Raw genomic sequence first — 18,510 nt, 5'->3', positions numbered from 1 at the left:
CGAAGACAAGCACACGGTCTGTTAAACAAATAGAGAAGACACCACACCAACTACAGAGAAACCTAAGACAATGGGGGATGAGAGAGATGGCAGTAGTGATCGACGGGAAACAAATCGCAGCATCGTATCGGGAAACGTTGAAAGAACAGGTGACGGCTCTTCGGTCACGAGGGATCATACCGAAATTAAAAGTCGTTTTAATCGGGAATGACCCGGCGAGCCACAGTTATGTTCGCGGGAAAGAGCGGGCGGCCGAAGAGATTGGCATCGACTCGCAAATACTTCGATTTGATGAAGACATGACTGAGGCAGAGTTACTAAAGCTGATTGATTTATTGAATGACGATCATGAGGTGCACGGGATTCTCGTCCAACTTCCGTTACCGAACCATATCGATGAATCCCGCGTCATCATGCGGATTTCTCCAGAAAAAGACGTCGATGGCTTCCATCCGGAGAACGTCGGCAAAATGATGCTCGGATTGAATACTTTGTTGCCATGTACACCGCACGGGATCTTGCATCTTGTCAAAACGCAGACCGATCTCGTCGGGAAGCATGTCGTCGTCGTCGGGAGAAGCCAGATCGTCGGCAAACCGGTCGGCATGCTGTTTTTGAACGAGTCAGCGACCGTCACGTATTGCCATTCGAAGACGGCTGACCTCGGAGCGATGACGAGACAGGCCGATATTTTGATTGTCGCGGTCGGACGGGCCGGACTCGTCACGGCCGACATGGTCAAACCAGGTGCGATCGTCATCGACGTCGGTGTCAACCGTGTCGACAATCGCCTCGTCGGGGACGTCGACTATGAAGGCGTCCGTGACGTCGCGAGCGCCATCACGCCTGTTCCTGGCGGCGTCGGACCGATGACGATCACGATGCTCATGCATAACACGGTCGAGGTCGCTTCGCGTGGCTAATCCGATTCAAGTGTCCGAAGTCGTCCGTTACGTCAAACGACAGCTTGACGACGATCCGATTTTACAACAAATCGCGGTCGTCGGTGAGATCTCGAACTTTAAACGTTACGCTTCGGGTCATTGCTATTTCACGTTGAAAGATGAGGCGTCTCGCATGAAAGCAGTCATGTTTTCACGTGACGCCAGAACACTCACGTTCGAACCGACAGACGGGATGAACGTCGTCGTCATCGCTCGCGTGACGATGTACGAGGCGACGGGTGACGTTCAGCTGTACGTTGAACTGATGCGTCAAGACGGTGTCGGTCTATTGTTTGAACGTTACGAGGCGAGAAAGCGCGAACTCGAAGCGAAGGGGTGGTTCGACGCGGAACGGAAGCGTTCGCTCCCGGCCTTCCCTGAACGGATTGGGATCATTACGTCCCCAAAAGGTGCTGCCTTGCACGACATCGCGACGACACTGCGGCGCCGGGCGCCACACGTAGCCATCACGTTCGCGCCGGTTGCCGTCCAAGGTGACTTGGCGGCCCCGCAAGTAGCGAGTGCGATTCGCTGGATGAACGAACGGACGGACTGTGACGTCTTGATCGTCGGCAGGGGCGGTGGCTCGATCGAGGAACTGTGGGCGTTCAACGAAGATATCGTCGTTGAAGCGATTTACAACTCGACGATTCCGGTCATTTCGGCCGTCGGTCACGAAACCGACTTCACGCTTGCCGATTTCGTCGCCGACTTACGTGCGGCCACACCGACGGCTGCGGCGGAACTCGCGACGGCGACGATCGATGCGCAGCGAAAAGACGTCGAGCGTTTGACGATGCAGTTGCAGCGTTCCGTCACGAATCAAATGACAGCTGTGCGCGACCGGCTCGAACGGGCGGCGAACAGCTACGGGTTGAAGTCGCCGCGGTTCACGCTCTCACAAAAGCGGGACCGGTTCGCTCAGGCTGAGATCCGTCTCGAGCAAGGTGTCACCAAACAACTGACGTTCGCCCGCCATCGTCTCGCTCAATCGCAGCAGCGGCTCGATGTCCGGAATTTGGCTCGGGCACTGCGGACGAACGATGAACGGTACCGTCAATTTGAAGGACGACTGAACCGGATCCGGCCGCTCGAACGGCCGACCGAACGCTTTACCGCGCAGGCCGGCAGGTTGCATGCGGTCAGCCCGCTCGCGGTCCTATCCCGAGGCTATACGCTTACCGAGCAAGACGGGACGTACGTGAAAGATGTCAAACAACTACATGACGGAGTCGTGACGATCCGTTTCCGTGACGGTCATGCCGTCGCGGAAGTGAAGGAGAGACATTATGGCGAAGAAACAAGAAGAACAGACGTTTGAGACGGCGCTGGCCCGACTCGAAGACATCGTGGCGAAACTTGAGACTGGAGAAGTCGCGCTTGAAGAAGCGATGACGCTCTACGAGGAAGGTGTTCGTCTGTCGGCGCTTTGTCAGTCAAAATTGACGGCTGCCGAAAAGAAAATGGACGAAATTTTAGAACTGGACGGTACGCTCCGTGACAAAGGAGGCGCCGTATGAGTCAGTTGATGCTCGATGAGTGGAAACGTGCGGTCGAACAGGCGATGAGTCGTCTCGTTGACGACGCGGCCATGCCGAAGCGACTGTTCGAAGCGATGACCTATTCATTAGAGGCAGGTGGGAAACGGATTCGTCCGGCCCTTCTTTACGCCGTCCTAGATACATACGGCCGACCGATTGAACTTGGTCACGAAGCCGCCGTCGCACTCGAGATGGTACATACGTATTCACTCATTCATGACGATTTGCCGGCGATGGACGACGACGATGTCCGCAGAGGCCGTCCGACGAACCATCGCCAGTTTGATGAAGCGACCGCGATCCTTGCGGGCGATGCGCTCTTGACGGACGCATTTCAGGTGATCACCCGCACGGACGCCGCGCCTGAAAAACTAGTGAGTTTGATTTCACGGTTCAGCGAGGCGGCCGGTAGCGCCGGGATGGTCGGTGGACAGCTAGACGACATGTTAGCCGAGAAACGACAACACGTATCGCTCGAGACGCTTCAGTCGATTCATGCCCGCAAGACCGGGGCGCTGCTCGTCTATGCGCTCGAAGCAGGCGCGATTTTGGCCGATGCGTCCGCAAGCGACCAAGCGGCATTGAAGCGTTTCGGAGCGCATCTCGGTGTTGCGTTCCAAATCCAAGATGACATTTTAGACGTCGAAGGCGACGAGGCGTTGATCGGGAAGCGCGTCGGTTCGGATGAAGGGAACGATAAATCGACGTATCCGAAGCTGCTCGGTCTTGACGGTGCGAAACAAGCGCTCGCTCAGGAAGTCGCGCAAGCTGAAGCTGCGCTCGCCGAACTGTCGGTCGCTTCACCTCGTTTGCATGAGCTACTTTACTTTGTCGTCAAACGCAATCATTGACTTTAGGTGACACGATGAGCACATCGTGTCACCTTTGTTTTTCTGTATGTATAGCATATATGGACACATTCTTGTAAAATGTAAGGTACGAATCAGTAATACGACAGGAGAAAGGATGGTCATCATGGACCTGACATCCATTCAAGACCCGTCATTTTTAAAGAAAATGTCGGTGACCGAGATCGAAGCGCTTGGCGCAGACATCAGACGGTTCTTGATTGAAAAATTGGCAGAAACGGGAGGGCATCTCGGACCGAACCTCGGCGTTGTCGAGTTGACGCTTGCCTTGCACCGTGTATTTGACAGCCCGAAAGATCAACTCGTATGGGACGTGGGGCATCAAGCCTATGTCCACAAAATTTTAACGGGACGGACGAACCAGTTCGACACGCTTCGCCAGTATAATGGCTTATGTGGGTTTCCGAAGCGCTGTGAGAGCGAGCACGATGTATGGGAGACGGGGCACAGTTCGACCTCGTTGTCGGCGGCAATGGGGATTGCCATCGCCAACGAGCTAAAAGGGCGAGCGAATGATCGCGCCATCGCCATCATCGGAGACGGTGCTCTCACGGGCGGAATGGCGCTCGAAGCACTCAATCACATCGGGGCCGAGAAACAAAACGTCATCGTCATTTTAAACGACAATGAAATGTCGATCGCGCCAAACGTCGGGGCGATGCATAATATGCTCGGCCGGATGCGCGCGTCACGTAAACTGAAGCATGCCCGCGAGGAAGTCGAAGCGCTCATCAAGCACATCCCGATTGTCGGAAGTTCGCTCGAACGCAGTGGCGAACGAGTCAAGTATATGTTGAAGTCGGCACTCATACCGGGTACGTTCTTCGAAGAACTTGGCTTCACTTACTTTGGACCGACGGACGGTCACGATTTGAAAGATTTGCTCGAGACACTCGAGTATGCGAAAAAAATTGATGGACCGGTACTCGTCCATGTCATCACGAAAAAAGGCAAAGGCTATCGCCCGGCCGAACTAGACGGCATCGGGACGTGGCACGGTCTCGGACCGTACAAGATTGAATCTGGTGAAGTCATTAAAGGGAAAGTCAAAGGACCGAGTTATTCAAAAGTCGTGGCCGAAACGATCACGAAAGTCGCGGAGACGGATGAGCGTGTGACGTTGATCACGCCAGCGATGAGCGTCGGTTCGAAACTGGACTGTTTCAACAAGCAATTCCCGGAACGCATGTTTGACGTCGGCATCGCCGAGCAACATGCGGTCACGCTCGCCGGAGGTCAAGCGACACAAGGTCTCAAACCGGTCGTTTCGATTTATTCGACGTTCTTCCAGCGCGCATATGATCAGCTCGTGCACGATATTTGCCGCCAAAACTTGAACGTCGTCTTCACGATTGACCGGTCGGGCCTTGTCGGCGCCGACGGGGAGACGCACCAAGGCGTGTTCGATATCGCCTTCATGCGCCATGTGCCAAATATTCGGATTTTGATGGCGAAAGATGAGGAAGAATTGCAACATCTCGTCTACACGGCGTTAAAATACGATGATGGACCGATTGCTGTGCGGTTCCCGCGCGGAGAAGGCATCGGTACCCCGATGAGTGAGACGTTGCGTGAACTTCCGCTCGATGAGTGGGAAGTCGTGGCTGACGGGACGGACGTGGCCATCTTGACGTTCGGGCCGCAAGTGCAAGATGCGCTAGAAGTGAGAACGCTCCTCGAAGGACAACGGAGCGTACGGGTCATCAACTGCCGTACGATCAAACCGCTCGACGATGCGATGCTTACCGCGCTCTATGAGGAAGGCATCCCGCTCGTCACGCTCGAAGAGGCCGTTCTTGCCGGAGGATTCGGAAGCAGCGTGCTCGAGCATGCGAGTGATGCGAGACAGTTCCCGCGCGTCCTTCGTCTAGGGATTCCGGACCGTTATATTGAACATGGCGCGGTCAATCAACTGCTAGAAGAAATCGGGCTCAGACCGTCTCAAATCGCGGAATCGGTAGAGCAGTTCATTCAAATGACAAATCGACAGAATGTGTGAGGAATTATGGAAAAACGAAATAAAACAAGATTAGATGTATTGCTCGTCGATCGCGGGTTAGCGGAGACGAGAGAGAAAGCGAAACGGGCCGTCATGGCCGGAATCGTTTACAGCGGGACCGAACGGCTCGATAAAGCCGGCGATAAAGTGTTTGACGACATCCCGCTCGAAGTCAAAGGGCAGACAATGCCTTACGTCGGCCGTGGCGGGCTAAAGCTTGAAAAAGCACTCCAAGTGTTCCCGCTCGACGTCTCCGGGCGTATCGGGATCGATATAGGCTCGTCGACGGGTGGTTTTACCGACTGTGCCCTTCAAAACGGGGCGACGCAAATGTATGCGGTCGACGTCGGTTACAATCAGTTGGCTTGGAAGCTTCGGAGCGACGAACGCGTCGTCGTCATGGAACGGATGAACTTTCGGCACGCGACGAACGAGCAGTTCCCGATTCAACCCGACTTTGCGACGATTGACGTCTCGTTCATCTCGCTTCGGCTGATGATTCCGCCGTTAAAACAAATTTTAAAACCGGACGGTGTCGTCATGGCGCTCATCAAGCCTCAATTTGAGGCCGGTAAAGCGGATGTCGGAAAAAAAGGCATCGTTCGGGACCGGTCGATTCATGAACGCGTCGTCAATGAGATGGTCCACTACTTCGCATCTGAAGGGTTCTGGGTCGAAGGGCTCGACTTCTCGCCGATCACTGGCGGTGACGGCAATATCGAATTCTTGCTGTTCGCCCGTTACACAGGGATCGGTGGGGTCGAACCAGCTCTCGACGTGTCAGCGGTCATCGACAAGGCACATACTCAACTGAAGAAAACCGTATGAACAGCTGCAGACGATTTGTCTGCAGCTGTTTTTGAAGGTGGTTGCTCACCATATCTTTCCTTTTCAACCTTGGAATGGTAGACCTTTTTTCGCCAATACTTTAGAATGATACTGTATATGTGAAACGAAAAATGAGGTGTCAGGTTGTATGAACAAAGGACAACGATTGATTAAAATTCGAGAGATCGTTACGAATCGTGAAATTGAGACCCAAGATGAACTCGTGGACGAACTCCATCGGTCTGGTTACCCAGTGACGCAGGCGACAGTGTCGCGTGACATTAAAGAACTTCATCTCGTCAAGGTGCCGCTCAATGACGGCCGCTATAAGTATAGTCTGCCGGCCGACCAGCGCTTCAACCCGTATGGCAAGATGAAACGGATACTCGGCGACAGCTTCGTCTCAGTCGACTCGGCCCAAAACTTGGTCGTCATGAAAGTGTTGCCCGGTAATGCGGACGCGATCGGCGTCTTGATTGACCACTTGTCATGGGATGAATTGATCGGGACAGTGTGCGGGGATGATACGATCTTGATGATTGCACGGGATGAGGACCAGGCGAAGCAGATCATCGAACGACTACTCGGAATGTTATGAGGTGAATTATCAGATGTTAGCAGAACTATCGATCAAACAATTTGCGATCATCGATGAATTGAACGTCACGTTCAAGCGCGGGATGACCGTATTGACCGGAGAGACGGGGGCGGGAAAATCAATTCTCTTGGATGCGATCGGACTGCTCGTCGGAGGACGAGGTTCGAGTGAATTCGTGCGTTACGGTCAAGATAAAGCGGAAATCGAAGGGCTGTTCGTCGTCGAACCCGATCACCTGATCATCGAGGCGGCGACGCAGTACGGAATCGAGATCGAGGAAGGGACCGTCATTTTGCGCCGTGATTTACATAGTAGCGGCAAGAGTGTGTGTCGTGTCAACGGCAAAATGATGCCGCTGTCGACGTTGCGTGAGTTGGGACGTCTCTTGGTCGATATTCATGGACAACACGAGCACCAACATTTGATGGATGCCGAGCACCATCTCGGCATATTGGACAGTTTCGGCGAAACGGATCTGGCCCCGTTGTTAGCGCGTTATCACGAGACGTACACCGATTGGAAACGTGTCGCTGATGAACTGAAACGACTCAGCCAGAGCGAGCAGGAATTGGCCCAACGAATGGACTTATTATCGTTTCAAACGAATGAAATCGACGCGGCCGAGCTCAAAGTCGGGGAAGAGCAGGCGTTGACTGAAGAACGGAACGAACTTGCAAACTTTGAACGGATTCATCAGCACGTCCGCTTGTCCTACGACGCCGTTGCGGACGAGGGGAAAGGGATTGATCAAATCGGCATCGCGATGCGGGAGATGGAGGAAGGTTCGGCGCTCACGGCGTCACTTGCGCCGATGGCCGAGACGATCTCGAACGCGTACTTCCTGCTTGAAGACGCCAAGTTCCAATTGCGCGACCAACTCGATTCGCTTGAATTTGATCCGATCCGGCTCGATGAGATTGAAACGCGCCTCGCGTTGTTCCAACAATTAAAACGGAAATACGGGGCGACGATTGACGACGTCATCACGTACGGAGAAAAAATCACAGAAGAGTTAAAAACGATGACAAATCGGGAAGAACATCTTCAAGAAATAACAGATCGACTCGACAGACTCGAACATTTGATGCGTTCGGCCGGCCTCGAGTTGTCGGCAGCAAGGAAACGAGCGGCCGGCGAGCTTGAGAAGGCGATTCAGCGTGAGTTGAAAGAGCTCTACATGGAGAAGACGAAGTTCGAGGTCCGGTTCAAAGAAGTGTCGTACAAGACGGACGGGCTCGATCAAGTCGAATTCTATATGATGACGAACGTCGGAGAGCCGTTCAAGCCGCTAGCGAAAGTCGCCTCGGGCGGAGAGCTGTCACGGGTCATGCTCGCGTTAAAATCGATTTTCTCAAGGACGGTCGGTGTCGCGTCAATTATCTTTGACGAAGTCGATACGGGTGTCTCGGGACGGGTTGCCCAAGCGATGGGGGAGAAGATTTTCCGCTTGTCGGTCGGTTCACAAGTGCTTTGTATCACGCATTTGGCCCAAGTGGCCGCCATGGCGGATCATCACTTGTATATTACGAAGACCGAGACGGACGAACGGACGAAGACAAACGTCGCCGCGCTTAACCATGAGGACCGCATCGATGAACTCGGAAGAATGATTGCCGGTGCGCAAATGACCGATCTGACGAAACAGCATGTGGAGGAGCTACTTGATATGTCCCTCCAATTAAAACGGAAGTTTATCGAAGGAGTGTCTTAATTGATTACATTATGCATTGCGGACGACAATCGTGAAATCGTCGACTTGTTGACTCGACAACTTGAGTCCGAGTCCGACTTGAAAGTCGTAGGGACCGCTTTCGACGGCGAAGCATGCTTAGACGTCGTCAAGACACACCAGCCGGACGTGCTACTGCTAGATATCATCATGCCGCATCTTGACGGGATCGGTGTGCTAGAACGGCTTCAAGTAGACTTGCCGCACACGAAGCCGGAAGTGATCATGCTCAGCGCTTTCGGGAAAGATGAAGTCACGAAACAGGCCGTTCAACTGGGTGCTTCTTATTTCTTGGTCAAACCGTTCAACATTCAACAACTGATCTCTAAAATCCGCGAGCTGGCCGCGGGTTCAAGCCGCGAGTTCGAGCCGATGTCGCCAGAAGAACTCGACATCTCGCTCTTGTTGCAACAGCTCGGCATCTCGCCGCGGATCAAAGGGTTTAAGTATATCCGCCAAGCGGTCGTCTATGTGAGGGAGCGGCAAGAACTTTTAGGGTTGATCACAAAGGAATTGTATCCGATGATCGCCAAAGAACATGAGACGACGTCGTCTCGGGTCGAGCGGGCGATGCGTCACGCGATTAAGACGGCTTGGGAAAACGGGATGCGGGATCACGAGATGTTTGACGGTCGTCCAGAGCGAGAGCGCAGCCCGAAAAACTCAGAATTTATTTCGTATTTCGTCACGTACCAATCGTTCAAACAACAATGAAGGAGTCAGGGGAATCCCCCTGATTTCTTTTCTTTTTTTATAAAGAAAGCGCTTGCATTTTTGATGATTCTTGTTATAATAAAGGTGTACCAAGTTACTTGGACGAGCGTCAGATGAACGCTTTCTAACATGTTCCGGAACAGGTTAGAGCAAGAAATCATCTCGGCTCGCTATCCGTTAATAGCTCAGAGGTGCGAACGACATCTCAAATCGTTATTGTTCCGACGAGAGGTCGCGACATTCGCTCATTTGCGAGACGATTCCGACATCGGTTCGAAGCTAGGGACCCATGTCAGGGTAAAACGAATCGTTCAGTTGACCAAAAGGAGTGTTGTCAATCGTTGAACATCTCATGGCAAGCGTTCGACTTCACAATGGATGGTTGGACATGACCCGATGAACATTTGTTAGTAACTCGAATGAGTACGTTTCCGTTCACGCAAGACGGCAGTTACTAATTTCTTTCAAACTTCTTCATTAAGAAGACCATTGGATCTCATGTCAAAGCAGTATAGCAAGTCTGAAAGGAGATCATCCGTAGTGATCACAATTCAATATGAATAAAAAGGTTCCGCACTTGAAATGAAGTCAAGTTAGGGAACCTTTTTTTGTGTGTTCAAGAATCTATTCGTGGGACTTTTCCTGTCTTCTTGTCGCGATTAAAGATATACCCTGCAACGAAACCGATACCGCCCATTGCCAGTAACAGACCGAACGTTCCTTGCAACATCGATGCTGCAGCAACCGACTCAATCCATGTGAACGGGGCACTCGTTTTTAAAAAGAAGCTGTCACGTAAAAGCTTGATGCCGTAGACACCGAATAGGCCTGGGATGATTAGGATCAGAAGCGCGATCGCACGCATAGTATCTCCTCCTTTTCCACTCATTATTTTAACAGAAAACGAGAGCGGAAACACTGCCTTTTTCGAAGAGTTGCGAAAAGGAAGGCGGTTGAGTAGCATGAATATAGATTAGGAAAATTGGGGGATTTTAAAAATGAATAAACGATTGTTGATTGTCGGAGCGGGGAAAGGCGGGACCGAGGTGCTCAAGATGCTCCTTGATTCCCCGCTCGTCACCGTCGCTGCCGTCATCGACTCGGACATAGCAGCAGAGGGGTTGAAGCTAGCACGGAGTTGGGGAATCCAGACTTCGAGCGATTGGCACGCGTGTGCTGACAAAAAAGTCGACTTTGTGATCGAGACGACCGGACAGAGCGAGACGTTCGTTGAACTGAAGGACCATTTTTCGGAGGCGGTCGTGCTACCAGGCGAGTTTATCCGGATCGTCGTCGAGCGGCTGAAGCAGAACCAACAGATGCTCGAAGCGATCATCGACTGTACGAGCGAGGCGATCTCGGTCGCCGACCATAACGGGAATACGATTTTAATCAATCCGTCCTATACCCGCCTGACCGGATTTAAAAAAGAAGATGTCGTTGATAAACCGGCGACGGCAGACATTGGAGTGCAGGAGAGCGTGCACTTGAAAGTTTTATCGACTGGTCAAGGCGTACGTGATATTCGGATGCAGATCGGGGCGACGCGCCGAGACATCCTCGTCAACGCCGAACCGATTGTGGTCGAAGGGAAGCTGCGCGGTTCCGTCGGCGTCATTCGCGACGTGTCCCAAATCCGGGCGTTGCGTGATGAGTTGAAGGAAGCGAAGACGCGGATTCGCAACTTGGAGGCGAAATATCAATTTACAGATATCATTGCGACGAGCGAAGCGATGCGCTTCGTCATCGAACAAGCCCGCCTAGCGGCACTCACGCCGGTCACCGTGCTCATACGCGGCGAGTCCGGCACCGGCAAAGAACTGTTCGCCCACGCCATCCACGGCGAATCGCCGCGGAAGTTTAAAAAGTTTGTCCGGGTCAACTGTGCAGCCATCTCGCCGACGCTGTTAGAGAGCGAACTGTTCGGGTATGAGGATGGTGCGTTCAGCGGGGCAAGGCGCGGCGGGAAAGTTGGCTATTTCGAGGAGGCGGACGGCGGATCTTTGTTTTTAGACGAGATTGGCGAACTCCCGGTCGACGTTCAAGTCAAGCTACTCCGGGTCCTCCAAGAACATGAAGTCGTTCGAGTCGGGGGCACGAACGCGATCCCGGTCGATGTCCGGATCATCGCGGCGACGAACGCGAACTTAGAACAGAAAGTGGCGGACGGGACGTTTCGCGAGGATTTATATTATCGGATCAACCGGATGCCGATCCACATCCCGCCGCTCCGTGACCGACTTGAAGAGATCGAGCCGCTTTGCGAGCGGATTATCCGTAAACTGAATCAAGAGTATGGTCGACTCGTCCATGGGGTCGATCAAGCTGCGATTGAACTATTAAAGAGTCAATACTGGAAAGGGAACGTCCGTGAGCTTGAGAATGTGATCGGCCGGGCGATGATTTATATGGCGAGTTCTGAGCAATGGATCGCTCCCCATCACCTTCAACTATCGACACGGACCGTCACGGCGCGATCAGTCGAAGCCGTATCGCTTCAAGACGCCGTCGCTCGCTATGAACGAGACTTGATCGACCGGGCGATCGCTGAAGCGGACGGGAACAAATCAGAAGCAGCGCGGCGGTTACACATCTCGATCCGGACGCTGTATAATAAACTTGAACGTCTGCAGTAATATGCATGCATAATTCTGCTTACTATGCAATGTATTGCAGGGTGACCCTTCGTTTAAAGCGCTTTCAAAAGCGGAAGCAAACTTGCATAATATAAAGTGTAGACAGGTTAGGGGGGACAACGATGAACTTTGACAGGATGCTTGAACGGGCAAAACGGTTAGATGGATGTACCGTGTCGATTGCCGGGGCGGCCGACGTGGAAGTGATCCGCGCCGTCAAGCTTGCGACCGACCATGGATTGTCACGATTTATCCTATTCGGGGATGCCCGGGAGATTAAACGCTTGTGTGATGAACATGACATTGCCGAGTCGACGATCGATATTTTACACGTCAAGGGAGAAGCCGATATCGCCAAACGAGCGACGCTCGCGGTTCGCAACGGTGAGGCTGATGTCCTCATGAAAGGAATGGTGTCGACATCGATCTTCATGAAGGCGGTGCTCAGCCGGGAGGCGGGACTAAGGACGAATCGCACGCTAAGCCACGTCGCCTTGTTCCAAATTCCAAATCGGGAGCGGTTGATCGGTGTGACCGACGCGGCGATCCATATCGCTCCGACGCTCGAAGAGAAAGTCGATATCATTCATAATGCGGTCGGCGCGATGCGAGATATCGGTTACGAGTTGCCACGTGTCGCTGCAATCGCGGCAGTTGAAGTGGTCAATCCGCAAATGACCGCGACGACCGACGCCGCGCTCCTTGCCCAGATGAACCGGCGCGGCCAAATCAAGGGTTGCGTCGTCGATGGACCGCTCGCACTCGACAACGCGGTCGACATGATTGCCGCCAAACAAAAAGGGATCGCTAGTGAAGTGGCCGGACAAGCCGACTTGTTGCTCGTCCCATACATAGAGGTCGGCAACGTCCTTTATAAATCGATCATGTACTTCGCCGGGGCCAGCGTCGCGGCGATCGTCGTCGGGGCCAGTGCCCCCGTCGTCTTGACGAGCCGGGCCGATACGGCCGAGGCGAAACTTTATTCGCTCGCGTTCGCGCTACTGCACGCTAAAAAATAAGTGATGACCCAGGAGGAATAAAAAATGATGGAAACAAACATGGAACCACGCTTTCGAATTTTTGACGTATTGCAGGCTGAAGACTATGAGCAGATTGTATTTTGCCAAGATCAAGCATCAGGCTTGAAAGCGATCATCGCGATTCATGATACGACGCTCGGACCAGCCCTCGGCGGACTGCGGATGTGGAATTATACATCAGAAGAAGAAGCGCTCACAGACGTGCTACGTCTCGCCAAAGGGATGACGTACAAGAATGCGGCGGCGGGACTCAACCTCGGCGGCGGGAAAGCCGTCATCATCGGGAACGCGAAGACGGACAAATCGGAAGCATTGTTCCGTGCCTTCGGCCGTTACGTCCAGTCGCTCAGTGGTCGCTACATCACGGCTGAAGACGTCAACACGACTGTCGCCGACATGGACTTCATCCATATGGAGACCGACTACGTGACGGGCGTCAGCCCAGCGTTCGGCTCGAGCGGCAACCCGTCTCCTGTTACCGCGTACGGTGTCTATCGCGGCATGAAGGCTGCCGCGAAGTGGAAGTTTGGTTCCGACTCGCTCGCCGGCAAGACGGTCGCCGTTCAAGGTGTCGGGAACGTCGCCTATAATTTGTGCCGCCACTTGCACGAGGAAGGCGCACATCTGATCGTCACGGACATTAACGAAGACGCGCTCAAACGGGCCGAGACGGACTTTGGCGCGACAGTCGTCAAACCGGATGAGATTTATGCGGTCGAGTGTGACATCTTCGCGCCATGTGCGCTCGGTGCGGTCATCAACGATGCGACGATCCCGCAACTGAAAGCTCAAATCGTGGCCGGTGCGGCCAACAACCAACTCGCTGAAGACCGTCACGGCGACGTGTTAGAGGAGCGAGGTATTCTTTACGCACCAGACTTCGTCATCAACGCAGGCGGTGTCATCAATGTGGCCGATGAGCTTGAAGGGTACAACCGCGAGCGGGCCATGAAGAAAGTCGACTTGATTTATGACAACATGCAGCGTGTATTCGAAATCGCTGAACGGGACGGGGTACCGACTCACGTCGCGGCAGAGAAGATGGCCGAAGAGCGCATCCAGATGATGTCGCGCTCGCGCAGCCAGTTCTTGAAAGTCGAAAAAAGCCTGTTAGGTGGGCGCTAATATGACGAGACAGCTCGTTCTAGCGATCAATCCGGGATCGACGTCAACGAAAGTCGGTTTATTTGAGGGCTCAGACGAAATTTTGTCGAAAACGGTCCGCCACGGAGAAGATGTCACAGGATTGTCACTCCCGGAACAATTGCCTCACCGGGAGCAAGAAGTACGGGACTTGTTAATTGAATCGGGCATCGCCGGCGAATCGTTGTCGGCGATCGTCGGTCGCGGCGGACTGCTCGCCCCAATGACTTCGGGGACGTATGCCGTCAATGAACTCATGCGCGAAGATCTTACGAGTGGGCGCTACGGCGTGCACGCATCCAACTTGGGCGGCTTGATCGCCTATAAGCTCGGAGAATTATTTCAAGTACCGAATTTTATCGTCGACCCGGTAGTCGTCGACGAGATGCATGACTTCGCACGAGCGACGGGCATGCCAGAAATAAATCGACGGAGCATCTTCCACGCCTTGAATCAAAAAGCCGTGGGCAAGCGCTTCGCCGCAGAAAATGGAAGCGATTACAACGAGCTCAACTTGATTATCGCGCATCTCGGGGGCGGCATCACGGTCGGGGCGCACGCGTCCGGGAACGTCATCGATGTGAACAATGGACTCGACGGCGACGGTCCGCTCGCACCGGAACGAGCCGGCTCGATTCCTGTTGGACAGGTAGTAGAACTATGTTATAGTACCAGGTATAATAAAGACGATATGAAACAGAAAATCGTCGGTCGCGGTGGATTGTATGCGCACCTCGGGACGGTCGACGCCATCGAGATCGAAGACCGGATGGCGGCAGGTGACGATAAGGCCGCACTTCTCTATGAGACGATGGCGTACCGAGTCGCCCAAGAGATCTCCAAGCACGGGGCCACGCTGTCAGGGAACGTCGATGCCATCATCTTGACGGGCGGGATCGCCTACTCGGATTGGATGACCGGGAAGATCAAAGACCGGGTCGGCTACTTGGCACCCGTCCACGTCTATCCGGGTGAGGATGAATTGAAGGCGCTCACGGAAGGGGCCCTCCGGATCATCCGGCAAGAAGAAGCTGTAAAAGCATATGAGGGGGATACACATGGCACGAGAATTTGATGTCATCGTCATCGGCGGCGGACCTGGTGGTTACGTCGCCGCGATCAAAGCGGCGCAGGCCGGTAAGCACGTCGCGATCGTCGAGGCGGAAAAACTAGGCGGGACATGTCTACATAAAGGCTGCATCCCGACAAAAGCGCTCTTGAAGGCAGCGCACGTCTATCAAACGGCGAAACATGGCGAAACGTATGGCGTAGAAGTCGGGACGGTCACGTTCAACATGGGACGGGCACAAACGTTCAAACGAGAGCTCGTCTCCGGCCTTGAGAAAGGCATCGAGCACTTGATGAAGCAAGGGAAAATCGAAGTGTTCCGCGGCAAAGCCTCGATCTTGGGACCGAGCATCTTCTCGCCCCAACCGGGAACGGTCGCGGTCGAGGATGAAACCGGCGAGTCGGAGCTGTTGTTGCCGAACCAGTTGATCATCGCGACGGGATCGATCCCCCGGGAGCTCCCAGGGTTGCCGTTCGATCATGAGCGCATCCTCAATTCAGACGACTTGCTCCAGTTCGAGCAGTTGCCGACGTCCATCGCCATCATCGGAGGCGGCGTCATCGGCGTCGAATGGGCGTCGATGCTGATCGACCTCGATGTCGACGTGACGCTGATCGAGGTCGGCGAACGTCTGTTACCGCTCGAAGACAAGGCCGTCTCGCGAGAAGTCGAGCGACTGCTCAAGAAACGCGGCGTGCGTGTGAAGAAAAATGTGACGGTCGACCCGGAACGCACGACCGTGTCAGCGGACGATGTCGCGCTCGCGGTCGGCGACGAAGAGATCACGGTCGACTGTGTGCTCGTCTCGATCGGTCGGATCGCGAATACGGAAGACCTCGGGCTGCAGAACACGTCGATCATCGTCGAGAACGGCGTCATCCAAGTCGACTCGCAATATCGGACGAAAGAACGTCACATCTTTGCGATCGGCGACTGCATCGGAAAACTCCAGCTCGCCCACGTCGCGTCAGCTGAAGGTGTCAAAGCGGTCGAAGCGATTCTCGGTCAAGAACCGACACCGCTCGACTACAACGTCATCCCGCGCTGTGTATATGGTGTACCCGAAGTCGCATCGGTCGGATTGACCGAAGAGGCGGCAAAAGCAGCGGGACACGTTGTCAAGACGGGGACGTACCGTTTCAACGGTCTCGGGAAAGCCCGGATCGAAGGACAGGCCGACGGATTCGTCAAGCTGATCTCAGATTCGGACACTGACGACCTGCTCGGAGTGCACATCGTCGGACCGAAAGCGACAGAACTGATCACTGAAGGCGGGCTCGCCCTCGTCTTGAACGCGACGGCTTGGGAGATGGGTCAGCTCGTCCACCCGCACCCGGCACTGAGCGAAGCATTCCAAGAAGCGGCGCTCGCCGTGGACGGGTTACCGATTCACGCCTAAGGAGGAAACAGAAAATGGAACAAATGACTGTGAATTCATATGAAGAGCTCGGTTTGTCGAAACAAGACCTCACCGCGATGTTTGAGACGATGGTCCGGGCCCGTAAAATCGATGAACGGATGTGGAAATTGAACCGAGCCGGGAAAATCCCGTTCGTCGTCTCGTGTCAAGGACAAGAAGCGGCCCAAGTCGGGGCGGCGTTCGCCCTCGAGAAAGGGACCGACTACATTCTCCCATACTACCGGGACGTCGCCGTCGTCTTGCATTTCGGTCAGACGGCGCGTGACTTGATGTTGTCGGCGTTCGCCAAAGCGGAAGACCCGAACTCGGGCGGCCGGCAAATGCCAGGTCACTTCGGCTCGAAACAACTTCGCATCGTGACGGGGTCGTCTCCGGTGACGACGCAAGTACCGCATGCGGTCGGTGTCGCACTCGCGGCCAAACTGAAAAAAGAAGAGCTCGTCACGTTCGTATCGTTCGGTGAAGGCTCGTCGAACCAAGGGGACTTCCACGAAGGGGCAAACTTTGCCGGCGTGCATAAGCTTCCGGTCATTTTGTTCTGTGAGAACAACAAGTACGCGATCTCGGTACCGCTGTCGAAGCAACTCGCTTGCGAGCGCGTCTCGGACCGGGCGAAAGGATACGGGATGCCAGGAGTGACGGTTGACGGGATAGACCCGATCGCCGTCTACGTCGCCGTGAAAGAGGCCCGCGCCCGCGCACTCCGCGGAGAAGGGCCGACGTTGATCGAGGCGGAAGTCGAACGGCTCGTGCCGCACTCGTCGGATGATGATGACAAGGCGTACCGCTCGTCAGAAGAACTCGCCGAACTGAAAAACCGCGACGGGATCCAGTTGTTCCGGAAGCGATTGCTCGAAGATGGCGTCGCAACCGAGGCCGAACTCACAGACATCGAGACGAAAGTCGACGTCGAAGTGAACGAAGCGACGACGTACGCCGACAAGGCGCCTTATGCGTCACCGGAATCGACGATGGACCACGTGTACGAGGGGGATAACTGATGAAAACGTTTATTGAAGCGATCAACGAAGCAATCCATGAAGAGATGGAACGCGATGAGAACGTGTTCGTGCTCGGTGAGGACGTCGGCGTCCGCGGTGGTGTCTTCCGGGCGACGCAAGGCTTGATTGAAAAGTATGGTGAGGACCGTGTCATCGATGCTCCGCTCGCTGAAAGTGCGATCGCAGGCGTTGGGATCGGTGCGGCCATGTATGGGATGCGGCCGATCGCCGAGATGCAGTTCGCCGACTTCATCATGCCGGCCGTCAACCAAATCGTGTCCGAGGCGGCGAAAATCCGTTATCGCTCGAACAATGACTGGACGTGCCCGATGGTCATCCGGGCGCCGTTCGGGGGCGGGATCCATGGCGCGCTCTATCATTCACAGTCGGTCGAGGGCATGTTCAACTCGACGCCTGGTTTGAAAGTCGTCATCCCGTCCGACCCGGTCGACGCCAAAGGACTGCTCAAGGCGGCGATCCGTTCGAACGATCCTGTCCTCTTCTTTGAGCATAAACGGGCGTACCGCTTGTTAAAGGCGGACTTACCGACTGACGACTATACGGTCGAGATCGGCAAGGCCGCCGTCAAACGCGAAGGCGACGACGTGACGATCATCACGTACGGCCTCTGTGTCCATATGGCCCAAGAAGCCGCGAAGACGCTCGAGGCGGAAGGGATCAGCACGCATATTTTGGATTTACGCACGGTCTATCCGCTCGATCAAGACGCGATCGTCGAAGCCGTTAAGAAGACGGGTAAAGTCCTGCTCGTGACCGAAGACAACAAAGAAGGTAGCATCATCGGGGAAGTTGCAGCCATCATCGCCGAGAAAGCGCTGTTTGAACTCGATGCGCCGATCGAGCGCTTGGCAGGGCCGGACGTGCCGGCGATGCCATACGCGCCACCGATGGAGAAGTATTTCATCGTATCCCCTGAAAAAATTGCGGAGCGGGCCCGTCAGCTCGCTGCGTTTTAAGG

At 54.4% G+C, this 18,510-nt stretch carries 17 protein-coding genes; 16 read left to right on the top strand and 1 reads right to left on the bottom strand.

Translation table 11 applies throughout. The annotated features are described in order from the left end of the window. Nucleotides 1-86 precede the first annotated feature (86 nt). From folD to spo0A, 9 genes are all read left to right on the top strand, one after another. Nucleotides 87-923 carry a bifunctional methylenetetrahydrofolate dehydrogenase/methenyltetrahydrofolate cyclohydrolase FolD gene (folD, locus tag EVJ26_RS07785; RefSeq protein ID WP_131458861.1) on the top strand — a complete coding sequence of 279 codons (837 nt, stop codon included), beginning with the start codon at nucleotides 87-89 and terminating at the stop codon, nucleotides 921-923. Continuing rightward, a complete protein-coding gene (gene xseA / locus EVJ26_RS07780; RefSeq protein WP_131458860.1) occupies nucleotides 916-2,265 on the top strand; it encodes an exodeoxyribonuclease VII large subunit in 1,350 nt (449 codons plus the stop codon). Before folD ends, xseA begins: the two co-directional genes overlap by 8 nt. Next, nucleotides 2,234-2,464, top strand: coding sequence for an exodeoxyribonuclease VII small subunit (gene xseB / locus EVJ26_RS07775; protein WP_016510387.1), 231 nt, complete (start codon nucleotides 2,234-2,236; stop codon nucleotides 2,462-2,464). Before xseA ends, xseB begins: the two co-directional genes overlap by 32 nt. Next, nucleotides 2,461-3,336: a polyprenyl synthetase family protein gene (locus EVJ26_RS07770; protein WP_131458859.1), complete on the top strand. Its 876-nt coding sequence runs from the start codon at nucleotides 2,461-2,463 to the stop codon at nucleotides 3,334-3,336. Before xseB ends, EVJ26_RS07770 begins: the two co-directional genes overlap by 4 nt. A gap of 124 nt (nucleotides 3,337-3,460) precedes the next feature. Next, nucleotides 3,461-5,353, top strand: coding sequence for a 1-deoxy-D-xylulose-5-phosphate synthase (gene dxs, locus EVJ26_RS07765; protein WP_070327906.1), 1,893 nt, complete (start codon nucleotides 3,461-3,463; stop codon nucleotides 5,351-5,353). Between the two features lie 6 nt (nucleotides 5,354-5,359). Then, entirely contained in the window at nucleotides 5,360-6,181 is an 822-nt protein-coding gene (locus EVJ26_RS07760) for a TlyA family RNA methyltransferase (RefSeq protein ID WP_131467854.1), read from the top strand. A gap of 148 nt (nucleotides 6,182-6,329) precedes the next feature. Continuing rightward, on the top strand, nucleotides 6,330-6,779 hold the full coding sequence (gene ahrC, locus EVJ26_RS07755) for a transcriptional regulator AhrC/ArgR (protein WP_016510386.1): 450 nt from the start codon (nucleotides 6,330-6,332) through the stop codon (nucleotides 6,777-6,779). Nucleotides 6,780-6,792: 13 nt separating this feature from the next. Further along, nucleotides 6,793-8,490 carry a DNA repair protein RecN gene (gene recN, locus EVJ26_RS07750; protein WP_131467856.1) on the top strand — a complete coding sequence of 566 codons (1,698 nt, stop codon included), beginning with the start codon at nucleotides 6,793-6,795 and terminating at the stop codon, nucleotides 8,488-8,490. Then, a complete protein-coding gene (gene spo0A / locus EVJ26_RS07745; protein ID WP_084812906.1) occupies nucleotides 8,491-9,222 on the top strand; it encodes a sporulation transcription factor Spo0A in 732 nt (243 codons plus the stop codon). A 616-nt stretch (nucleotides 9,223-9,838) separates the two neighbouring features. Here the strand turns inward: spo0A and EVJ26_RS07740 are convergent. Further along, nucleotides 9,839-10,087: a DUF2627 domain-containing protein gene (locus EVJ26_RS07740; RefSeq protein WP_131458857.1), complete on the bottom strand. Its 249-nt coding sequence runs from the start codon at nucleotides 10,085-10,087 to the stop codon at nucleotides 9,839-9,841. A 133-nt stretch (nucleotides 10,088-10,220) separates the two neighbouring features. Between EVJ26_RS07740 and EVJ26_RS07735 the strand changes: the two genes are divergently transcribed. The 7 genes from EVJ26_RS07735 to EVJ26_RS07705 all read left to right on the top strand — a co-directional run bounded on the left by EVJ26_RS07735 (nucleotide 10,221) and on the right by EVJ26_RS07705 (nucleotide 18,508). Continuing rightward, on the top strand, nucleotides 10,221-11,858 hold the full coding sequence (locus EVJ26_RS07735) for a sigma 54-interacting transcriptional regulator (protein WP_131458856.1): 1,638 nt from the start codon (nucleotides 10,221-10,223) through the stop codon (nucleotides 11,856-11,858). 122 nt (nucleotides 11,859-11,980) lie between these two features. Next, on the top strand, nucleotides 11,981-12,877 hold the full coding sequence (gene yqiS / locus EVJ26_RS07730; RefSeq protein ID WP_201738348.1) for a phosphate butyryltransferase: 897 nt from the start codon (nucleotides 11,981-11,983) through the stop codon (nucleotides 12,875-12,877). A 24-nt stretch (nucleotides 12,878-12,901) separates the two neighbouring features. Further along, nucleotides 12,902-14,023, top strand: coding sequence for a Glu/Leu/Phe/Val family dehydrogenase (locus tag EVJ26_RS07725; RefSeq protein WP_070327065.1), 1,122 nt, complete (start codon nucleotides 12,902-12,904; stop codon nucleotides 14,021-14,023). 1 nt (nucleotide 14,024) lies between these two features. Then, a complete protein-coding gene (gene buk, locus EVJ26_RS07720) occupies nucleotides 14,025-15,116 on the top strand; it encodes a butyrate kinase (protein ID WP_131470192.1) in 1,092 nt (363 codons plus the stop codon). Then, entirely contained in the window at nucleotides 15,100-16,509 is a 1,410-nt protein-coding gene (lpdA, locus tag EVJ26_RS07715; RefSeq protein ID WP_131458854.1) for a dihydrolipoyl dehydrogenase, read from the top strand. Before buk ends, lpdA begins: the two co-directional genes overlap by 17 nt. Nucleotides 16,510-16,532: 23 nt before the next feature. Beyond that, a complete protein-coding gene (locus EVJ26_RS07710; protein WP_070327907.1) occupies nucleotides 16,533-17,531 on the top strand; it encodes a thiamine pyrophosphate-dependent dehydrogenase E1 component subunit alpha in 999 nt (332 codons plus the stop codon). Then, nucleotides 17,531-18,508 carry an alpha-ketoacid dehydrogenase subunit beta gene (locus EVJ26_RS07705; protein ID WP_070327068.1) on the top strand — a complete coding sequence of 326 codons (978 nt, stop codon included), beginning with the start codon at nucleotides 17,531-17,533 and terminating at the stop codon, nucleotides 18,506-18,508. The genes EVJ26_RS07710 and EVJ26_RS07705 overlap by 1 nt, the downstream gene beginning before the upstream one ends. Nucleotides 18,509-18,510 lie beyond the last annotated feature (2 nt).

The sequence above is a fragment of the Exiguobacterium sp. SH3S1 genome, assembly GCF_004337105.1.
Lineage (GTDB): Bacteria > Bacillota > Bacilli > Exiguobacteriales > Exiguobacteriaceae > Exiguobacterium > Exiguobacterium aurantiacum_A.
Note: the sequence above shows the minus strand (reverse complement) of the source record. Positions and strands in the feature narration are given on the sequence as shown.

Excerpts from the sequence above, each read along its gene's own strand:
- folD (WP_131458861.1), top strand. The coding sequence starts at position 87 with ATGGCAGTAGTGATCGACGGGAAACAAATCGCAGCATCGTATCGGGAA.
- xseB (WP_016510387.1), top strand. The coding sequence starts at position 2,234 with ATGGCGAAGAAACAAGAAGAACAGACGTTTGAGACGGCGCTGGCCCGA.
- EVJ26_RS07770 (WP_131458859.1), top strand. The coding sequence starts at position 2,461 with ATGAGTCAGTTGATGCTCGATGAGTGGAAACGTGCGGTCGAACAGGCG.
- dxs (WP_070327906.1), top strand. The coding sequence starts at position 3,461 with ATGGACCTGACATCCATTCAAGACCCGTCATTTTTAAAGAAAATGTCG.
- EVJ26_RS07760 (WP_131467854.1), top strand. The coding sequence starts at position 5,360 with ATGGAAAAACGAAATAAAACAAGATTAGATGTATTGCTCGTCGATCGC.
- ahrC (WP_016510386.1), top strand. The coding sequence starts at position 6,330 with ATGAACAAAGGACAACGATTGATTAAAATTCGAGAGATCGTTACGAAT.
- recN (WP_131467856.1), top strand. The coding sequence starts at position 6,793 with ATGTTAGCAGAACTATCGATCAAACAATTTGCGATCATCGATGAATTG.
- EVJ26_RS07740 (WP_131458857.1), bottom strand. The coding sequence starts at position 10,087 with ATGCGTGCGATCGCGCTTCTGATCCTAATCATCCCAGGCCTATTCGGT.
- EVJ26_RS07735 (WP_131458856.1), top strand. The coding sequence starts at position 10,221 with ATGAATAAACGATTGTTGATTGTCGGAGCGGGGAAAGGCGGGACCGAG.
- yqiS (WP_201738348.1), top strand. The coding sequence starts at position 11,981 with ATGAACTTTGACAGGATGCTTGAACGGGCAAAACGGTTAGATGGATGT.
- EVJ26_RS07725 (WP_070327065.1), top strand. The coding sequence starts at position 12,902 with ATGATGGAAACAAACATGGAACCACGCTTTCGAATTTTTGACGTATTG.
- buk (WP_131470192.1), top strand. The coding sequence starts at position 14,025 with ATGACGAGACAGCTCGTTCTAGCGATCAATCCGGGATCGACGTCAACG.
- lpdA (WP_131458854.1), top strand. The coding sequence starts at position 15,100 with ATGGCACGAGAATTTGATGTCATCGTCATCGGCGGCGGACCTGGTGGT.
- EVJ26_RS07710 (WP_070327907.1), top strand. The coding sequence starts at position 16,533 with ATGACTGTGAATTCATATGAAGAGCTCGGTTTGTCGAAACAAGACCTC.
- EVJ26_RS07705 (WP_070327068.1), top strand. The coding sequence starts at position 17,531 with ATGAAAACGTTTATTGAAGCGATCAACGAAGCAATCCATGAAGAGATG.